Origin of the sequence: Bdellovibrio sp. HCB-110 (genome assembly GCF_047323225.1) — a bacterium.
Classification (GTDB): domain Bacteria; phylum Bdellovibrionota; class Bdellovibrionia; order Bdellovibrionales; family Bdellovibrionaceae; genus Bdellovibrio.
This window is the reverse complement of record NZ_CP178750.1, coordinates 3169353-3187745: the sequence shown is the minus strand read 5'-3', so window position 1 is coordinate 3187745 and position 18393 is coordinate 3169353. Positions and strand designations below refer to the sequence as shown.

17 protein-coding genes are annotated in these 18393 nt (G+C 45.5%); 14 read left to right on the top strand and 3 right to left on the bottom strand.

Annotated features, from left to right (window positions below; genetic code table 11):
* The first annotated feature begins 1 nt into the window (after window position 1).
* The gene (locus ACL934_RS15175) at window positions 2-1378 is read left to right on the top strand and encodes a sigma-54-dependent transcriptional regulator (RefSeq protein WP_374074822.1); all 1377 of its coding nucleotides are present in this window, start codon (window positions 2-4) and stop codon (window positions 1376-1378) included.
* Window positions 1379-1392: 14 nt separating this feature from the next.
* Entirely contained in the window at window positions 1393-2892 is a 1500-nt protein-coding gene (proS, locus tag ACL934_RS15170; protein ID WP_374074820.1) for a proline--tRNA ligase, read from the top strand.
* Window positions 2893-2952: 60 nt separating this feature from the next.
* On the opposite strand, the gene ACL934_RS15165 is transcribed toward proS, so the two are convergent.
* The 3 genes from ACL934_RS15165 to ACL934_RS15155 all read right to left on the bottom strand — a co-directional run bounded on the left by ACL934_RS15165 (window position 2953) and on the right by ACL934_RS15155 (window position 4475).
* The gene (locus ACL934_RS15165) at window positions 2953-3363 is read right to left on the bottom strand and encodes a CoA-binding protein (protein ID WP_374074818.1); all 411 of its coding nucleotides are present in this window, start codon (window positions 3361-3363) and stop codon (window positions 2953-2955) included.
* Between the two features lie 10 nt (window positions 3364-3373).
* Entirely contained in the window at window positions 3374-3784 is a 411-nt protein-coding gene (locus tag ACL934_RS15160; RefSeq protein WP_374074817.1) for a hypothetical protein, read from the bottom strand.
* An 88-nt stretch (window positions 3785-3872) separates the two neighbouring features.
* Entirely contained in the window at window positions 3873-4475 is a 603-nt protein-coding gene (locus tag ACL934_RS15155; RefSeq protein WP_374074815.1) for a hypothetical protein, read from the bottom strand.
* A gap of 87 nt (window positions 4476-4562) precedes the next feature.
* On the opposite strand from ACL934_RS15155, the gene ACL934_RS15150 reads away from it, so the two are divergent.
* The 12 genes from ACL934_RS15150 (at window position 4563) to purH (ending at window position 18349) form a co-directional block, all read left to right on the top strand.
* Window positions 4563-5507 carry a hypothetical protein gene (locus ACL934_RS15150; RefSeq protein WP_374074812.1) on the top strand — a complete coding sequence of 315 codons (945 nt, stop codon included), beginning with the start codon at window positions 4563-4565 and terminating at the stop codon, window positions 5505-5507.
* A gap of 90 nt (window positions 5508-5597) precedes the next feature.
* On the top strand, window positions 5598-6266 hold the full coding sequence (locus tag ACL934_RS15145; protein ID WP_374074809.1) for a L,D-transpeptidase: 669 nt from the start codon (window positions 5598-5600) through the stop codon (window positions 6264-6266).
* Window positions 6267-6345: 79 nt separating this feature from the next.
* Window positions 6346-6864: a hypothetical protein gene (locus ACL934_RS15140; RefSeq protein ID WP_374074807.1), complete on the top strand. Its 519-nt coding sequence runs from the start codon at window positions 6346-6348 to the stop codon at window positions 6862-6864.
* A gap of 5 nt (window positions 6865-6869) precedes the next feature.
* On the top strand, window positions 6870-7712 hold the full coding sequence (locus tag ACL934_RS15135) for a cation:proton antiporter (RefSeq protein WP_374074805.1): 843 nt from the start codon (window positions 6870-6872) through the stop codon (window positions 7710-7712).
* A gap of 301 nt (window positions 7713-8013) precedes the next feature.
* Window positions 8014-9471, top strand: coding sequence for an amidophosphoribosyltransferase (gene purF, locus ACL934_RS15130; protein ID WP_374074803.1), 1458 nt, complete (start codon window positions 8014-8016; stop codon window positions 9469-9471).
* The gene (locus tag ACL934_RS15125; RefSeq protein ID WP_374074801.1) at window positions 9468-10187 is read left to right on the top strand and encodes an AIR carboxylase family protein; all 720 of its coding nucleotides are present in this window, start codon (window positions 9468-9470) and stop codon (window positions 10185-10187) included. The genes purF and ACL934_RS15125 overlap by 4 nt, the downstream gene beginning before the upstream one ends.
* Complete coding sequence (locus tag ACL934_RS15120) at window positions 10178-11215, top strand: phosphoribosylaminoimidazolesuccinocarboxamide synthase (protein WP_374074799.1); 1038 nt, start codon at window positions 10178-10180, stop codon at window positions 11213-11215. Before ACL934_RS15125 ends, ACL934_RS15120 begins: the two co-directional genes overlap by 10 nt.
* Complete coding sequence (gene purD / locus ACL934_RS15115) at window positions 11212-12450, top strand: phosphoribosylamine--glycine ligase (protein ID WP_374074797.1); 1239 nt, start codon at window positions 11212-11214, stop codon at window positions 12448-12450. Before ACL934_RS15120 ends, purD begins: the two co-directional genes overlap by 4 nt.
* Window positions 12447-13067, top strand: coding sequence for a phosphoribosylglycinamide formyltransferase (gene purN / locus ACL934_RS15110; RefSeq protein ID WP_374074795.1), 621 nt, complete (start codon window positions 12447-12449; stop codon window positions 13065-13067). The genes purD and purN overlap by 4 nt, the downstream gene beginning before the upstream one ends.
* A complete protein-coding gene (locus tag ACL934_RS15105; protein ID WP_374074793.1) occupies window positions 13067-16111 on the top strand; it encodes a phosphoribosylformylglycinamidine synthase subunit PurL in 3045 nt (1014 codons plus the stop codon). The genes purN and ACL934_RS15105 overlap by 1 nt, the downstream gene beginning before the upstream one ends.
* Complete coding sequence (locus ACL934_RS15100; RefSeq protein ID WP_374074791.1) at window positions 16095-16829, top strand: phosphoribosylformylglycinamidine synthase subunit PurQ; 735 nt, start codon at window positions 16095-16097, stop codon at window positions 16827-16829. The genes ACL934_RS15105 and ACL934_RS15100 overlap by 17 nt, the downstream gene beginning before the upstream one ends.
* Window positions 16826-18349, top strand: coding sequence for a bifunctional phosphoribosylaminoimidazolecarboxamide formyltransferase/IMP cyclohydrolase (gene purH, locus ACL934_RS15095; protein WP_374074789.1), 1524 nt, complete (start codon window positions 16826-16828; stop codon window positions 18347-18349). Before ACL934_RS15100 ends, purH begins: the two co-directional genes overlap by 4 nt.
* Window positions 18350-18393: the final 44 nt, after the last annotated feature.

Here is an 18393-nt window from a genome sequence, read left to right as displayed (position 1 = left end):
GGTGACGGCTCTGAATACTAAAATTTTAATTATTGATGACGAAGCTCCGATTCGTGATGTGTTGTCTGCGTCTTTGAAAGACGAAGGCTATCAAGTCTCTTTAGCTCATGACGGAGAATCAGGATTGCAAGCTATTCGTGATTTTCAACCCGACATCGTTTTCCAAGATATTTGGATGCCAGGTAAATACGACGGTATCGAAGTTTTGACGATGGCCCGTAAAGAGTTTCCGCACTTAGAGTTCATCATGATCTCAGGGCACGGAACGATCGAAACAGCGGTGAAGTCAACGAAGTTGGGCGCGTGGGATTTTATCGAGAAGCCTTTGTCGATGGATAAAATCTTGATCACGATTTCAAACATCTTGAGCTTCCAACAACAAAAAGAAGAAAAAGTTCTTTTGTTGAACAAACTTCGTAAGTCGATTGCTTTAATCGGTGAAGCTCCTTCAATCGTGCAAACAAAACAAATCATCGCCCGTGTGGCGCCGACAAACTCTTGGGTTTTGATTCAAGGGGAGGCGGGCACTGGCAAAGAATTGGTCGCACAAAACATTCACTACATGAGTGCCAGAGCCAGCCGTCCGTTTGTTGAAATCAACTGCGGTGGAATTCCTGAAGACCTTTTAGAGTCTGAAATCTTCGGGATCGAAAAAGGCGCAATGCCCGGTGTGGATCGTGTTAAAAAAGGCAAATTGGATCTGGCCCAAGGCGGAACGCTTTATATCGCCGAGATCTGCGAGATGAATTCAGCGGCTCAGGGAAAACTTTTGAGCTACCTGGATGAAAAGAAATATTCTCGTGTTGGTGGTCACGAGTTGATCGAAAACGACGTGCGCGTGATCGCTGCCTCTTCCAAAGATCTTGAAAAAGAAGTGAAGGAAGGTCGTTTCCGCGAAGACCTTTACTACCGCCTCAATGTTATTCCGTTCCGTGTTCCGGCTTTGCGTGAGCACGTGGAAGACGTTCCTGTTTTGGTTTCTTACTTTGCCGACAATGTTTCTAGAGAAAGCGGTTATCCTAAAAAAGCCTTCTCTGAAAAAGCCATTGAGAAAATGGTGTCCTACCAGTGGCCGGGCAATGTGAGGGAACTAAAGAACTTTATTGAGCGCGTGTATATTTTAACACCCGGTGATTTTGTTGACGTTCACGATCTGCGCTTTGCGGGACTTATCGATAAAGAGGATGAGAAAGCCGTCGAGATGCAGGATCTTTCCACGTTCAGAGAAGCTCGTGCGCAGTTTGAAAAAGAATACTTACTCCGCAAGATTTCTGAAAACAGTGGAAACATCAGCAAAACAGCCGAAGTGATTGGTTTGGAAAGAAGTTATCTTCACAGAAAAATCAAAGCTTACGGTATTGATACGAAAGACAACTAAGAAAGAGACGAGAGATGGCAGATACAGCAATTACCCCAACACGTTCCGAAAATTACCCTGAGTGGTACCAACAAGTGATCGTTGCAGCCGATATGGCGGAAAATTCTCCCGTTCGTGGTTGCATGGTGATCAAGCCTTGGGGTTATGCAGTTTGGGAAAACATGCAGGCTGTTTTGGATCGCATGTTTAAAGACACGGGCCATGTGAATGCTTATTTTCCATTGCTTATTCCATTGAGCTTTTTGGAAAAAGAAGCCGCTCACGTTGAAGGTTTCGCAAAAGAGTGTGCAGTTGTAACTCATCACCGTCTTAAAGGCGATGGCAATGGCAAGCTTGTTCCAGACGGAGAGTTGGAAGAACCTCTGATCATTCGTCCTACGAGTGAAACAATCATCGGTCACCAATTCGCTAAATGGGTGAAGTCTTACCGTGATTTACCAATCTTGGTGAATCAGTGGTGTAACGTAATGAGATGGGAAATGCGCACGCGCATGTTCCTTCGTACTGCCGAGTTCCTTTGGCAGGAAGGTCACACTGTTCATGCGACGGCGAAAGAAGCTCAAGAAGAGACTTTGCAAATGTTGGATGTGTATTCGGACTTTGCAGAGCAGTACATGGCGATGCCAGTTATTAAAGGTATGAAAACGCCGGATGAAAGATTCCCAGGGGCCGTTGACACTTATACGATTGAGGCATTGATGCAAGATCGTAAAGCTTTGCAAGCAGGGACATCGCATTTCTTGGGGCAAAACTTTGCTAAAGCATCCGAGATCAAATATCTGAGCGCGGAAGGCAAAGAAGAGTTTGCTTGGACGACATCTTGGGGTGTTTCAACTCGTCTTATCGGCGGTTTGATCATGACCCACAGTGATGACAATGGTTTTGTGGTTCCACCAAGAATTGCTCCATTGCATGTTGTGATCATTCCGATCTATCGCAATGACGAAGAAAAAGCGCAAGTTTTGGAATACGTTCAATCACTGGCAAAAGATCTTAAGCAACAAAGCTATGCAGGTTCTTCTGTAAGAGTGAAAGTTGACGATCGTGATATGCGCGGTGGTGAAAAATCTTGGCAATATATCAAGCAAGGCGTGCCACTCAGAGTGGAAGTGGGCCCTCGTGATATGGCGAAGGGCGAAGTTTTCGTCGGTCGTCGTGACCGTGGTCCTAAAGAAAAGACGTCACAAACTAGAGCGGCCTTTGTTGGCAATATCGCGAGCCTTTTGCAAGAGATCCAAGACGGTCTTTTTGAGAAAGCTAAAAAATTCCGCGATGAGAACATCAAACGCATCACTTCTTTGCCGGAGTTTGAAGCCCACTTTAAAGGTGACGAAGCTTCAGCCCCTGGTTTTGCCATGGTTCCATGGTGTGAAGAGGGTATTGGGCACGAGTTGTTGGCGAAACTTAAAGTCACTCCACGTTGCATTCCTTTGAAACAAGAAGCGGTTCAAGGAAACTGTATTTTCTCTGGGAAACCAGCGACGAAATGGGTTCTTTTCGCGAAGTCTTACTAAAAGATTTTTAAAAAGAATAAAGAAAAAGCCTCACTGCGAAGTGAGGCTTTTGTATTTGAGCTAAAAGAAACGTTTGTGTTCAATGATCAAACAGCGGTCTGAGACGACCTTAATGCCAGCAGCCTCCGCTCTTTTTTCAGCCTCAGGATTTGCAATCCCCAATTGCAGCCACAGAACTTCAACTCCGCCAACGGCAAGAACTTCATCGACGACTTCGGGAATGCGATCGGAGCTTCTGAATACGTCGACAAATTTTCTGTATTCTGCGGGCACATCCTTCAGACTTTTATAGATTTGAAATCCATTGGCTTCATGGGGTTTGGGATAAGTGCCAACCATTTGCCAGCCGTGATCACGCATGTAGACGGGAACATAGTGGCTCGCTTTGGTGGAGTCAGGACTCAAACCATAGACGGCAAACTTTTTATATTTTTCCAGAAGACCTTTGATCTCGTTGTCTTTTACATTCATTGTTGACCCCTTATTTTACACATCGGGCTTTCACGTCAGCAGCAAATCCGGCCCATCCCCATGATCCATCAGAAAGAGCTAAAATAATATATTTATCCAGTTCGGTGTACTGTGTCCGTGTCCATAAATAGGTTTCAGATTTCGAAAGACCTAAAAACCAACCCAGTTCGTCGGCAGAGGGCAAACGCCATCCTGTAAATGATTCCCCTGAGCAAACCGATCCATCGGCTTTGACTTCGCAAATAGAATTTAGGGTCCGACAGTAATTGGCGGCGTCTACCAATTTCATAGTGTCGGTGCTTTCTGTGGACACCATTTCTGGTCCCGAAAGTTCTAAGCTATCGATAGATGCATTTGTAGGAATGGCAAACAAAAGCGCAAAAAGAAACGTGCAGGAAGTTACTAACGAAAGTGTTTTCATAAAAACCCCCTTAAGATAAGGCTGCGTCCTTTTGGGGTAAAAAGGAAATTTCATTCCTGTTATTTTGGACGGGGCCAGTGTTAGCTAACTATTCGCGAGGCGTGTCTTGGCCTTGGAAGAAATATCTAACCGCAAGGGCTGCTGCATACTGATCAGAAAATTCATCGTGCTTTTTTGTCAAAGCCCAAGAGTAGCGAGTTTCAAGAACCAGAGCATAACGTCCTCGACTCCAAAGTTCCCCTTGAAGACCGAAATCAAGTCCGGTTTCTGCATTTTCTTGTGCGTAAGTGGGGACTTCCTGACCTACCGGAAAAGTATTGTACACTTTTTCAGAATCACCCAGAGGGTAAGAAGTGTACAGGGACATAGAGGCGCTCAGACGGGAATGAATCCAACGACGATAGCCAGCCGAGACGTGTACGACCTGGGCCCGTTCTCCAATGACGTAACCACTGTCTCGGCGGTAGAACATTTTATTCATAAAGATGGTGGTGATTTCAAGGCTGCCGCGATCACTGACATCACCCAAAATAACCCAATAAAGACCGTCAGGATTGTAAGCGGTATCTGCACCTTCACTATCATAGTTCGTTTTAAAGATGTAAGGCCCAAGGATGGTATGAACATTTCCTCTTTGCGGTGTGTAAGCTTGCGCTTTCTCCGCAAAAGGAAACAACAAAATAAAGGACAAGATACAAAGAATCAGTTTACAGTGGACCATGTAGGGAGATTAAGTTTTTTGGGCAGAAAAATACAATTAAATCTTCGAGTTTGCGGGATGGTTAGGCTCCAAGTCATTTTGGCCTTACTGGCGGCTCTCTATTCTCCTTCTTCTTTCGCCAAAGAATACGCCTTTGAAGAACTTCCTCCGGGCGCTCCTGAAACCTTTGAGCAAACAATGATCCGTCGAAATATCGATGTTTCGGAATGGTTTGATGGTGTTGCGGACGGCTTGGATGTTTTTCTTGCGGGGGAGCGATACACCAAGAAGCCCAATGAAACGTCCGTCACTTTAGAGAGCTCGGGATTTTATAACGAGGCCGATGGGACTTCGGGCGCATTGAACTTTAATGTCGATTTACGACTTCCCAATGTCGAAGAGTATTGGCAACTGACTTTTACGAGCTACGATGAAAGCGAAGAAAGAAGTGCCCGGGATAAGTATTTGCGACAATCTCCGAGAGAAAGAAATATCGGTGCCTCGGTCGGTCTCTTTAAAAAATTAGGTGAAGTGAGAACTTCTTTCCGACCGCGCATCACTTTCGAGGGAACTCCTGCGATTTCCCATTCTTTGAAGTTTGAAAGTATGGCTGAAAGAAGACGCTATCGGATCAATCCCGAGTTGGAATTTTATGCGACTCCGAGCAAAGGGGCCGGCGTATTTCAGGCGATCAACTTCAATTGGGAGTTAACCAATATGTACTCGTTCACTCTGATTAACGAGGGTGATTACCAAAGCCGTCCTCATTACTACACTGTGACCAATGGTCTGTCCTTGGGGCAGAAGTTCAACACAAAAATGTCTTTGGCCTATAACATCTTTGTGACTTTTAAGAACAGGCCAAATTACCAGGTCGACAACTACAATATTTCGACGACGTGGCATCATATCCTCTATAAAAAAATGCTGGAATATCGCCTTATTCCCAACTTGGATTTCTCGCAAAGTCGAAATTTCGCTGTCAATCCCGGCGTGACTTTGAGCGTGGATATTAATTTCTAAAGCACTGTCATTTATTTCGCGCATTGACCTCAATTCCCGGAGGTTTACAGTAAAAACAGGGAAAATAAATAAACAAATGAGGAGGGACTCATGAGATTAATAACCTTATCCTTCTTGTTGTTCGTTGTAGCACTCAGTGCAAGAGCCGAAGAGATCATGGCGCCCGACGAGATCTCGCAAGAACTCGGGCTCCCTGCGACCATCTACAGTGCCGATGTTTTAAGTATCGACGACATCAATAGGGTTGAGGCCCTGAATATCTTCAACGAATTTCCGATCGTTCTAGTGATTAACAAAAAAGCGTGGGGACCCGGAGCGCAAAGAATGAAGGTCTATGAGAATGGTTACTTTGTCGCTGAGTGGAAGGTTTCCACAGGACGGGAACAATGGGAAACGGCGAAAAGCGGTCGAACTTATTTTACCGGGACTCCTGTCGGCTACTACTATCCCTACACTTTGATTCGCAATGCTTGGTCGGAAACATGGCAAGCTCCCATGGAGTTCAGTGTATTTTTTAATGGAGGAGTGGCAGCGCATGCGACAACTCCGGGTCATTATAAAGAACTCGGATGGCGCGCCTCTGGGGGATGTGTTCGGCTGCATCGAAACGATGCTTCTTATATTTACGGACGAATTCTTCAAGAAGGACGTGGCTTGGTTCCGATTGTGAATCAAAATGGCATGGTATCACGGGATCGTTTCGGCAGACCTATTCGTGCCGTGAAATGGCGTACTTTAATTATCGTAGAAAATAGATAAAATTATTTTTCGGGGAAGGGCAAGGCCTTCCCCATTGCTTAAGTTGTCAGAGCCGAGTTTTTGCGCTACAAGTTTCCACATGGGCACTTCAATATTGGAAGACTTCAAACAGCATCGTCAGCCGTCGCCAGATGGAGAGGCTTTCCTCAATCAGCTTGAAAAGTCCATGGCCCAAGATCTGTGGCAAAGTGCGGGAGGATCGTGGAGTCAGGCCTCCATCGATCAATTCCGTGCTATCGCAGCCCGAAAGCTGGCGTCGACTGTGACGGGAGATTCCACAGAAGCTTATCAGCAAGCTTGGGTGGAGGTCGTTCGCGACTTTCACCTGAGCCATTGGGGTGAGGTCCGTTTACTAAAAAAAGAAAAACGGCCGCAAACTGAAAGTCAGCGCATTTTCTGGGAGCTTTTTTCTTACATCTGGATTCTTGTGCAGGCCGCACTTGTTATGAAGGTTGTGATCTTTTATTTCGGAATCAAGTCAGCTCGCGAGGACACCACCGAAGGAAAGATCTACGTTCTTTTGGCGATTTTATTTTCATTTATTTCGCTGTCATGGTTTGCTTATCGCAAGTCGAAAAGTAAGCACAATAAGGATTAAGCACCATGAAGTTTGTAGGCTGGTTGGTATTGGGAATTGCTTTGGGTCCTTCGTTGATGAATGCGACTCCACCATCATGGTATTCTCTTTTGTCGCAAATTGCCGGTGGTCTTTTCCTATTTTTTGCAGGTTGGGAAATGCGTTTTCTGAATCTGCGCAAAGACGCACGTTTTTACGCCATCGTTTTCGTTGGGTGTTTTATCGTTCCCTGTATTTTTGGTTATTTGCTCTTAGGGCAGAAAACTTTCTTGGCTTTGGCTATGGGAATTTCCGCTTTGCCGGTGGCCATTCAGCTTCTTAAAGAAAAAGGTCTTTACGATACACTCTTAGCCAGACGAACGATCACGCTCGCCAGTCTTTGTGATATCTTTCCCTGGTTGTTTCTGATTTTCCTTTTGCCAAAGCAAGAGGTCGGTTCCTGGATTCTGAGCCATTGGATCATTCTTGCTTTCTTTGTCGGCCTGGTTGTCGGTCGCTTCAAAACTCTGCAAATGACTCCTGCGGTATTGAATTTTCAGATGTGGATTTTAGCTCCGCTGTTTTTCGTGGGCTTGGGATGGAAAGTTGATATTGTTCAACTCTTCGACTTCCCGGTTTTTATCAGCTTTCTTGTTGTCGCCATCTTAACAAAGAGTTTGGGAACCTACTTTTTTTCGCGCTGGGCGGGAGAAAGTCATCAATCCTCTAAGGATTTAGCCGTGCTGTTAAATGCTCGGGGAGCGATGGAAGTTCTCGCAGCGCACTTTGCCTATCGTGCGGGATTGATTGAGGGTTCTGCATTTGCGGCCCTTGTCTTAATCGGTATAGTCACTTCGTTGATGGCTGTTCCTCTAGTCCGTCGCACCTAATTTGCCAAGCTGTGTTGAATTGTTAGGATTCTGTTAGGGCTCTTGACCAAACTCTGTCACGGTCGATAGCCTTGGCCATCTATTTCATAAATCGTAAAGAGAGAGTATGGCTCAGCGACTGTTCTTTAAGGAAAAATCGCTCTATTGGCCTCCATCGGGAGGCAGTCCGGGGGAAAAATCCCGACTCCACGCCCTCCGTGTGTCCGAATACCCGAAGTGTCAGCAAAATTTGAATATCAATATTAAAAATATTAAAGGCGTCCGTGTGGCGCCTTTTTTATTTTTCGAAGGAGTGTAGCCGATGTGTGGAGTTGTTGGTCTGATTGGCGAAGATAAAGCAGGCGAAAAACTCTATCCCGCTTTATTCGCTCTTCAACATCGCGGTCAGGACGCTGCTGGAATTCTCAGTTATGATTTTGAGCGCTCGCAGTTTCATTTAGAAAAAGATTTGGGACTGGTTGAAGACGTTTTTAATACCGAACGCATGCAACGTCTTAAAGGCTCTATGGCTTTGGGGCACACACGGTATTCAACGATTGGGACTGTTGATAAGGAAGACCTACAGCCACTTTTCTTAAGCTATCCATATGGTATCGGTATGATCCACAACGGCAACGTCACGAATTATGACGAAGTTGTGGATTACCTTCGCAATCGCAAGCTGCGCTGGACTTTTAGTCGCAATGATTTGGAAATTCTTTTGCACATGACAGCCGTGGGCTTAGCTTCTCGCAAGGAATCCCAAAACCTTCCAGAAAATCTGGCGGCCTCCGTGAAGGAACTTCTCGAAAAGGTGCAAGGAGCTTACAGCGCTATCGGCATGTTGGCAGAGCAGGGCATGTTTGCATTCTGTGATGCCAATGGCATTCGCCCTCTATTAATAGGACGAAAAAAGAAGGGCGATAAATACAGTTATTGTTTTGCCTCTGAAAAACAGGTGTTTTTCGGTTTGGGCTTTGAATATTGGAGAGATTTACGTCCCGGAGAATTAGTTTTAGTCGATCGTGATCTCAACCTTCATTCCTTTGTCTTAAGTGAAAAGAAAGCTCGCCCATGCATGTTTGAATGGATTTATTTCGCAGGATCAGAGACCGAGTGGCATGGCCGCCCCGTCTATGAGGTGCGTTTGAATCTAGGAAAAATTTTGGCCGAAGAGTGTATTGCCAAGGGACTGGATGTTGATGTCGTCGCCCCAGTTCCAGATACATCTCGGGCGGCAGCTTGTCGTCTGGCGGAAGTTTTGGAAAAACCTTATCGCGAAGTTTTGATTAAAAACCGTTACGTGCAACGCAGTTTTATCGTGAATCAACCAGAGCTGCGAAAAATGATGGTGAATCTGAAACTTTCTCCAGTGGAAAGCGAGATTCGCGGTAAAAAAATTCTTCTCGTCGACGACAGCATTGTGCGCGGAACAACGTCGGCGCGAATCATTCGCCTGCTGCGCGATGCGGGCGCTGAAAAAGTTTATTTGGCAAGCACTTGTCCTCCGATCCGCCATCCTTGTTTTTATGGCATCGACTTCCCAGACGGAGAAGCCTTGGTTGCACATAAAAAGAGTGAAGAAGAAGTGGCAAAAATTCTTGAAGTCGATGCTTTGGTTTTCTTGCCTTTAAATCGTCTTAAAGAAGGCATTGGTTTGACAGATCTTTGCAGTGCTTGTTTGGACGGCGATTACCCGGTTCCAGTCTCAACAGAAAAATTTATGAACACCCGCAAGATGAATATCGGCGGAGATGGTAAGAATGAGGTGCCTCTATGAAGATTCAAGTTCTTTTTGGCAGTGCCAATGATGAGCGTGTCTACGGTCCTTTATGTCGTTCCCTAGAAAAATGTGGCGATGTAAAAATGGAAGTGGCTTCTGCCCATCGCGATCCAGATCGCGTGCGTGATGTTGTGAAAAACTGTGGCGCGGATGTTTTTGTGGCTGGTGCAGGGCTCGCAGCCCACTTGCCTGGTGTGGTCGCTTCTTTGACGACAAAGCCTGTTTTCGGTGTGGCTGTGAACGGTGCGTTTGCAGGATTGGATTCTTTCCTAGCTATCGTGCAAATGCCCAAAGGCGTTCCAGTCATGGCGGTGACAGAGGAAAATACGAAAACCATCGCAGACATGTTGCTGCGCTGGAAAGATCTTCCTTCAGATAAAATCTATCTGCATTGGAATCGCAATTTAGAATCTTATTCTCCCATTCAAAAAGCTTTGGACGAAATTCAAATGCAAAGTGGAGCTGAAGTGGTCTGGAGTCCGGCTCAAGATGCAAATTGCCTGGGCGAAATCGTAAGTCCTTGGGAACTTCCTCGCGTGAATGGCCTTAATCTTTTCCTTTGTGAAAAAGAACAGCTGACAAGTTCTAATCTGGCGTTGGATTTCTTCGCTAAAGCCCGCCACGCGGGGGCTTGGGTTGGAGCCAACAATATTGGCAATTTTGTTTTGCAGTGGAAAAAGCTTGTTGAGACAGGAAAAAGCGCATGGAACTAATTTACAAAGGCTCAGTTAAAGATCTTTATAAAAAAGAATCTCATTTGGTTTTTGAATACAGCAACCGCTACTCGATCTTTGATTGGGGGGAAATGCCAGATGAAATTCCCTATAAAGGCGAAGCTTTGGCTTCGATGGCGGCGTCCTTCTTTGAATACTTGGCAAAAAAGGGAATTCCTTCTCACTATATTTCTGCGGTGGCTGCGAACTCTATCGAAGTTCAATCGGTGACGGTTCTTCGCCCAGAGTGGATTGAAGGAAAGTATGATTATTCTATCTATGAAGACGTTCCGCAGAACTGTCTTGTTCCTCTGGAAGTGATTTTTAGAAAGCACTTGGGACAAGGAAATTCTTTAGAAGGACGTCTTAAGAAAAATCCATCTTATTTGGCAGACCTCGGTTTGCAAGTCATGCCTTCGGGCGCGACCAGCTTCACGCCGCCATTGATTGAGTTTTCGACAAAACTTGAAAGCTCGGATCGTTATCTCACTCGTCAAGAGATTGCCGAGATGAATATTCTTTCCGATGAGGAGCTGCAGAACTTGCGCTCGCAAACTCAAACCGTGGCAATGGAGCTTGATAAACTCTTTGCGTCTTTTGGTGTGAAGTTGTGGGACGGAAAATTAGAATTTGCGTTTGGAAATAAAGGCCCCTCAGGAGCACGGACGCTCCTTCTTGTTGATTCGATCGGTCCTGATGAATTGAGACTGACTTATGAAGGTTTACCTTTGTCTAAAGAATTCCTTCGTCAGCTCTATAGAAACACATCTTGGAGCGAGGCCGTAAAAAAGGCGAAAGATTTAGCACAAGAAAGAAAAACCCAGGATTGGAAGGCAATTTGTGCCAATGAATTGAAAGAAACGCCGAAACCTCTTTCAAAAGAACAGGTGGAAGTGAGTTCGCTCCTTTATCAAGCTTTGGCTAACGAAATTGCCGGTCTTGTTGGAAGAAAAAAACCATTCTCGGAAGAATTCACTCTCAAACTTTGGCATCAAAAAGCGCAGAAGGTTTTGGAGAACAATCTATGAAAGTCGTTGTCGTCGGAAAAGGTGGAAGAGAACACGCTCTTGCGAAAAAACTTAAAGAGTCGTCTTTGGTGACGGATCTTTGGGTCTGTCCAGGGAATCCCGGTATGGCGCAAGCGGGTTTTCAGTGTGCACCTTACGAGACTCCCGAAGCTGTAGAAAGATTTTGTCTTGAGCAGAGCGTCTCTTTAGTCGTTGTGGGACCGGAAGCTTTGATTTTATCGAACCTCAAGGCCAACTTGGAAGCACAAGGCATTCCATGTTTTGCTCCTTCTAAAGCAGTTGCAGAACTTGAGTCCTCAAAACTTTTTTGTAAAGGTGTTTTAAACGACGCTCAAGTTCCGACGGCGAAATGCACAGTGAGCTATTCTCTTGAGGTCGCGATCAAGTCCGTAGAGACCCATGACTTTTCATTACCTCTGGTCGTGAAAGCCGATGGTTTAGCGCAAGGAAAAGGTGTGTGGGTCTGCGAAAGTCGTGAGAAGGCTTTGGAGGCGGTTCACGCTTTGGGAAGTCAGTTCGGTTATCCTCTTTTGTTGGAAGAGTGTCTGATCGGAAAAGAGCTTTCTGCTTTTGCACTTTGTGACGGCAAAGACTTTGTTCTTTTGGGAACGGCCTGTGATTACAAGCGTATCACTCCTGATCCTTTCAGCGCCAACACGGGTGGAATGGGAGCTTACAGTCCTTGTGACTTTATAACGAAGGAAGATGAACAGACGATTCTCAATATCTTCGCCAAGACTTTGACGTGTTTAGAGTCAAAAAAGATGCCTTACCAGGGTTTTCTTTTCGCAGGCTTAATGAAGACAGACAAAGGAATCTTTGTTCTTGAATACAATGTGCGTATGGGAGATCCAGAGACTCAGGCTCTTCTTCCGCGCGTAAAGAGCGATCTTTTAAAACTGATCGTGGCCGCTGTCACTCACGAGTTGAAAAATCAAACTTGCGAACTGTCTTCGCAAACTTCCGTGCACGTCGTGGCTGTGAGCCAAGGTTATCCTCAAGCGCAAATGCTTTTGGGAAATCCTATTTCTTATCCTGAATTGAAAGAATTAAAATCAGATCTTTATTTCGCCGGGGTTACCGAGCGGCAAAATCACTTGGTGAATTCAGGCGGACGCGTTTTAGGTGTCACGGCTTTGGCGACGTCAAAGCATGAAGCTCGTGACCAGGCTTACAATGATATCCACAAGATTTCGTTTCAAGGAATGTATATGAGAGAGGACATTGGGCAATGAGACCTCCGCGCATCGCCATCTTTGCATCGGGAAAAGGCTCCAATGCCATGGCCTTAATAAAAAAGGCTAAAAGCTGTTCTTTAGAGCAGATCGAGATCAGTTTTGTTCTTTCAGATAAGGTGGCGGCCCCTGTTCTAGAAAAAGCGAAGCAAGAGGGCGTGCGCACTTACCTTGTTGAAAAAAAGCAGGATCGCAAAACTCACGAAGCAGAGATTTTAAACCTGCTTCGTGAACATCGTGTGGATTGGATCTTTTTGGCAGGTTATATGCGTCTGATATCGCCTGATTTTCTAAACCAGTTTTCTGAGTGGCATAGTGGAGCTTCTCAGATTGTCAATATTCATCCTTCACTTTTGCCTGCGTATCCAGGAGTTGACTCTATTGCTCGCGCTTATCATGACAAAGTGCCTCTCAGCGGAGTCAGCATTCATCTTGTCGATGACGGAATGGATACAGGATTGATTTTAGCCCAGGAATCTATCGTGCTTTCTCAGCAAGAGTCTTTGGAATCTTGGGAAGCCCGCATTCATGAATTGGAACATCGTCTTTACACGGGATTTTTAGAATCTTTGGCAACAGCGCAAAGAAAGACCGTTTATTTTCAGGAGAATCCGTAATGCAAAGAATATCTGTACGAAGTCTCTATGATCACAGTGCGGAACAAGCACTTAAAAAAGCTTTTGAAAAAGAAGCTCCGATTGCGGACTTGCGTTTGCGTCGTGTGTACTGGTTGTTAGAAAAGCAGACGGGTCTTGCCAAAGAGCTGCGTCTGGAAACATTGATGGATAAAATCTTTTTTGATCCCGTTGCCGAGGAAATTCAACACGGCTTTCCTGAATTTAAAGAGGGTGCCACTTACGTAGAAATTCGTTTCCTCGCCGGAGTGACAGACAATTTGGCCCGTTCAGCAACGGAAGCTTTGATGCTTTTCGCACCTAAACTTAATACTTCTTGGCAAGAGTTTGGTATCGAAGCCCACAGTGGATGGGAAGTTGAAATTCAGGGTGATTTTTCCCAAAAGCAAATCGAAAAGATTTTGTTTCAGTCATTGGCAAATCCTCTTTTAAACAAAGTGGAGTGTCTGCGTGGGACTGAGCTTAAAAAACACAATCCCTGGCAGAATTTTTCAGTGTTCTGGCAGTCTCCAAAAATAGAAAACCGCAACTTGCTTCTTTTTGATTTGAACAAAGAAGTTCTGAATAAGATCAATCAAGAGCGCGGCCTGGCTTTAAGTGATGAAGAAATCCAAACCATCATCACTCATTTTGCCTCTGAGAAAATAAAACAAGAACGAACTCGTTTCGGTTGGCAGGGTAAAATCACAGAGGTCGAGCTAGAGTGTTTAGCGCAAACGTGGAGTGAGCACTGCAAGCACAAGATCTTTGCGGCAGAAGTGGAGTACTCTGAAGAAGCGGGTGATTTCCCTGCTTTGGGTTCAAAGAAAATCACAAGTCTTTATAAAAGCTATATTCAAAAGGCGACGAAAGATCTTGAATCCTGTGGTTATCTTGTCTCTGTTTTTAAAGACAATGGCGGTATTGTTGATTTTGATAAAAATATCAATATCTGCGTGAAGGTAGAAACTCATAACAGTCCTTCAGCTTTAGATCCTTTCGGTGGTGCGTTGACGGGCATTCTTGGTGTGAATCGCGATATTTTAGGCTGTGGTTTGGGTGCAAAACCTATCGCTAATACGGATGTCTTCTGTCTTTCTAAAAAAGATCTTTTCCCGGCAACGGATTCTCCGAAGCGTCCTGAACTTTTAAAAGATCCCGGCGTTATTTTCCGCGGTGTTCATCAAGGTGTTGAAGAGGGCGGAAATCAAAGCGGTATTCCTACAGTGAATGGCAGTTTCTATTTTGCCAGCGAGTTTGCTGCAAAACCGCTTATCTTTGTGGGCTCTTTAGGTGTGATGCCTAAAACCGTGCAAGGCCGCCCGTCCGAGAAAAAAGAAATTGCTCCCGGTGATCTGATTGTCGTGGCTGGTGGTCGTCTTGGAAAAGACGGCGTTCATGGAGCCACTTTCAGCTCATTAGCTTTGCATGATCAAGTCGCCTCCAATGTTGTGCAGATCGGGGATAGCATCACGCAGAAACGTCTGCTTGATTTTACTTTGCAAGCCCGCGATCGCGGATGGATTCAAGCCATCACGGACAACGGGGCTGGTGGCGTGAGTTCTTCCATCGGGGAGATGGCGCAGTTCTCGGGTGGGGCGCGCATGGATCTTAGCAAGCATCCTCTTAAGTACAATAACTTGGAATTTTGGGAGATGCTCATTAGTGAATCTCAAGAGCGTATGTCTTACGCCGTAAAACCCGCGCACTTAAATCAGTTCCTGACTTTGGCTCACGACATGGGCGTTGAAGCCAGCGTCTTAGGTGAATTCACTGATAGCGGCGTCTTTGAAGTTCTTTATGCTGACAAACCCTTGGCTTCATTAGAGTTGCACTTCCTTCATGAGGGTTTAAGCCGAATGAAGTTAAAGGCGCACTATGAAGGCCCTAAAAATTATCAAGAGTATCACCGCGAAACTCCAAAAATGAAAATGCCTCTACCGACAGCCGAAGGAGTTCTCACCGCTTTGAAACAAGTTGTTTCCTCGCCGAATGTCGCTTCCCGTGAACCCATTGTTCGTTACTACGATCACGAAGTTCAAGGTGCGACTCGTTTAAAACCTTACGGAGGAAAAACTCAGCAAGGTGCCAATGATGCGGGAGTTTTAGATCTCTCCGTTCATGGGGGAGAAGCGAACAACGCCGTCGCGGTTTCAAATGGTTTGTGCCCGCAGTTTTCTTACTATGACACTTATTTGATGGCGCAAAAGGCTGTTGATGAGGCCGTTAGAAATTTGGTCGCAACGGGAGTGAATCCTTCGCGTATGGCTTTGGTGGATAATTTCTGCTGGCCCGATCCGGTCGCAAAACAGAGCAATCCTGATGCTCATCACAAAATGGCTCAGTTGGTGCGAGCGTGTGAAGGTCTTTATAACGCGGCCCAATCTTTCAAGGCTCCCTTTGTGAGTGGCAAAGACAGTATGAAGAATGACTTTATCGGCAAAACAAAATCTGGCGAGACCGTCAAAATTTCTGTGCCTCCGACATTGTTAGTAACCGCTATCGGTCAAATTCCTGACGCTGAAAAAACAGTTCCAGGATTTTTTCAGAAATCAGACGATGAAATTTACGTCGTTGGAAATTTGACGCAAAGTTTGTGCGCTTCTGTTTTGTCACAAGAATTTGAAGATGCAAATCCCACGGCGCCGGAATATCCAAATTTGCAGGACAACGCAGTTCTTTACGAAACAATTTATCAAGGCATTCAAAAAGAACTCCTCGCTTCTTGCCACGATATTTCAGAAGGCGGATTTATGGGAGCTTTGGTGGAATCTTGTTTCGGCAATGCTCTGGGTATGAAAGTGAATTTAAATTCACTCACTTGGAATCAGCTCTGGTCAGAGACGTGCTCGGTGTTTGTCGTCAGTGTTCCTAAAGAAAAGAAAGCGGCCTTTGAATCTCACTTCCAAGGTAAAGCGCAACATCTTGGCACAGTCACAGATTCAGATCTGATCGAATGGAACTTTGCGGGAAGCGCGATGCAGGCTTCACGAAAAGATATCCAAAACATTTGGGCGCAAGGAGTTCAAAATGTCTACGAAGCCTAAATTTCTTGTTCTTTGGGGTGACGGCATCAATTGTGAAAATGAAACGGCTCGGGCCATTGACTTAGCAGGCGGCGAAGCTTGCAAGGTCCACGTCAATGAACTGCTTAAAAATCCGCAAAGTCTGCATGACTATCAAGCGATGGTTTTCCCAGGAGGATTTTCCTTTGGAGATCATTTAGGAAGCGGTCAGATTCTTGCGTTGAAGTTAGAAAATACTTTAAAGACAGAACTGCAAAAATTCGTGAAAAAACATCCCATCCTTGGAATCTGCAATGGCTTTCAAACTTTGGTGCGCTTGGGACTTTTGCCGGATGCGGATTTTCAAAGAACCTGTGCTCTTGTAAAAAACGAACAAGGCCACTTTATTGACCGCTGGGTTGAGTTGGAAAAAGACGAAAAGTCTTCTTGTATATGGACTCGTACTTTGCCGAAGGATTTTGTTCTTCCTATTCGCCATGGAGAAGGCCGCTTCATTTGCCAGGAAGAAAAAACTCTTCAACGTCTTCAAGCAAATCACCAGACAGTTTTGAAATACAAAGAGAATATCAACGGAGCCCAAGCGCAAATCGCAGGAGTTTGTGATGTCTCAGGATTGGTTTTTGCTTTGATGCCTCACCCGGAAGCTGCTCTTCATGATTGGCATTTGCCCTTTGAGGGAAAAGCGTGGGGCTTGGAATTTTTTAAAAGTGCCGTGAACTATTTAAGGAGTGAAGGATGACACAAATTCGCAGAGCTCTTTTGAGCGTCTCTGATAAAACCGGACTTATCGCTTTGGCGCAAACGCTTGCTGCGCAAAATGTGGAGCTGATTGCCAGTGGTGGCACGGCAAAAGCGTTGCAAGACGCCGGCCTTAAAGTCACTCCCGTTGAAACACTGAGTGGAAAAGGGGAAGCGTTTCAAGGTCGTATGAAGACGATCAGTTTTGAAATTGCGTCGTCTCTTCTTTACCGCCGTGAAGACAGCCAAGACGTCGTACAAGCGGCGAACCTAGGTATTGATCCTATTGATCTTGTTGTCGTGAACCTCTATCCCTTCCATGAAACTTTGAAAAAACAAAAAGGATTTGAAGAGTGTATCGAGAACATTGATATCGGCGGACCGACACTCTTGCGCGCCGGTGCTAAAAACTTCCGTTCCGTCACGGTTCTTTGCGAGCCTTCGCAATACGGCGAGTTCACAAAAGAATTCCAAGCCAACCAAGGCACCACGAGCTTCGAGTTTCGCCAAAAATGCGCCGCTCGCGTTTACACAATGACATCTTTCTATGACTTAGCCATCGCTGGTTTCTTGACTCAATCGACGGGTGAAGCCTTGAGATACGGCGAAAACCCTCATCAGAAAGCTTTCGTAATGAAAGACCCATTCCAAGAGGGCTTAGCTCACGCGCGCTCTTTGCAAGGCAAAGAGATGTCTTACAATAACTATCTGGATGCAGATTTCGCTCTTAAAACTTTGCAAGACGTACATAGCTGGCAAGGGGAGAAAGCTCTTCCGACAGCGGTGGTTGTGAAACATAACACGCCTTGCGGTTTGGCTGTTGCTGAAACGCCGCTACGTGCTTTGGAAAAATCATGGAAGGGTGATGAGAAAAGTTCTTTCGGTGGAATCATTGCTTTGAACTTTCCAGTGACAGACGAAGTGGCGTCTTTCTTCTCGGAAAAGTTCGTCGAAGTGATCCTGGCTCCGTCATTCACAGAGACGGCCAAAGAAAAATTGAAGAAAAACTGCCGCGTGATGGAAGTGAGTCTTCAAGCCAAAAATGCATGGCAAGTCCGCTCTATTGAGGGCGGCATGTTGGTGCAAGAGCAGGACTCTTTTGATCTTTCTAATTCCAAAGTTGTCACAAAAAATAATTTCGCTGAAGAGAAAAAGAAACTCGCTGGTTTTGCGATGTTGGCGGTGAAAAACCTTAAGAGCAACGCCATTGCACTTTGCCATCAAGAGGGGCCGGAGTTTGAACTTCTCACAATGGGATCAGGGCAAACCAACCGTATTGATTGTATTGAAAAACTCATCACATCTCGCCTGCAAGACAAAGGCGTCAAAGATGTTTCTGAAGTCGTTCTAGCTTCAGACGCATTCTTTCCTTTTGCCGACTCCGTTCAAGTGGCGGCGAAACTGGGAGTAAAATACATTGTGCAACCCGGTGGCTCCGTGAAAGACAGCGAAGTCATTGCCGAAGCCGACAAGTTGGGTGTTGCGATGATGTTTACAGGAAGACGCCACTTCCTTCACTAGGGAGGTACGCCGTACCTTTTTGAATTGCATAGTGTCGAAAAATA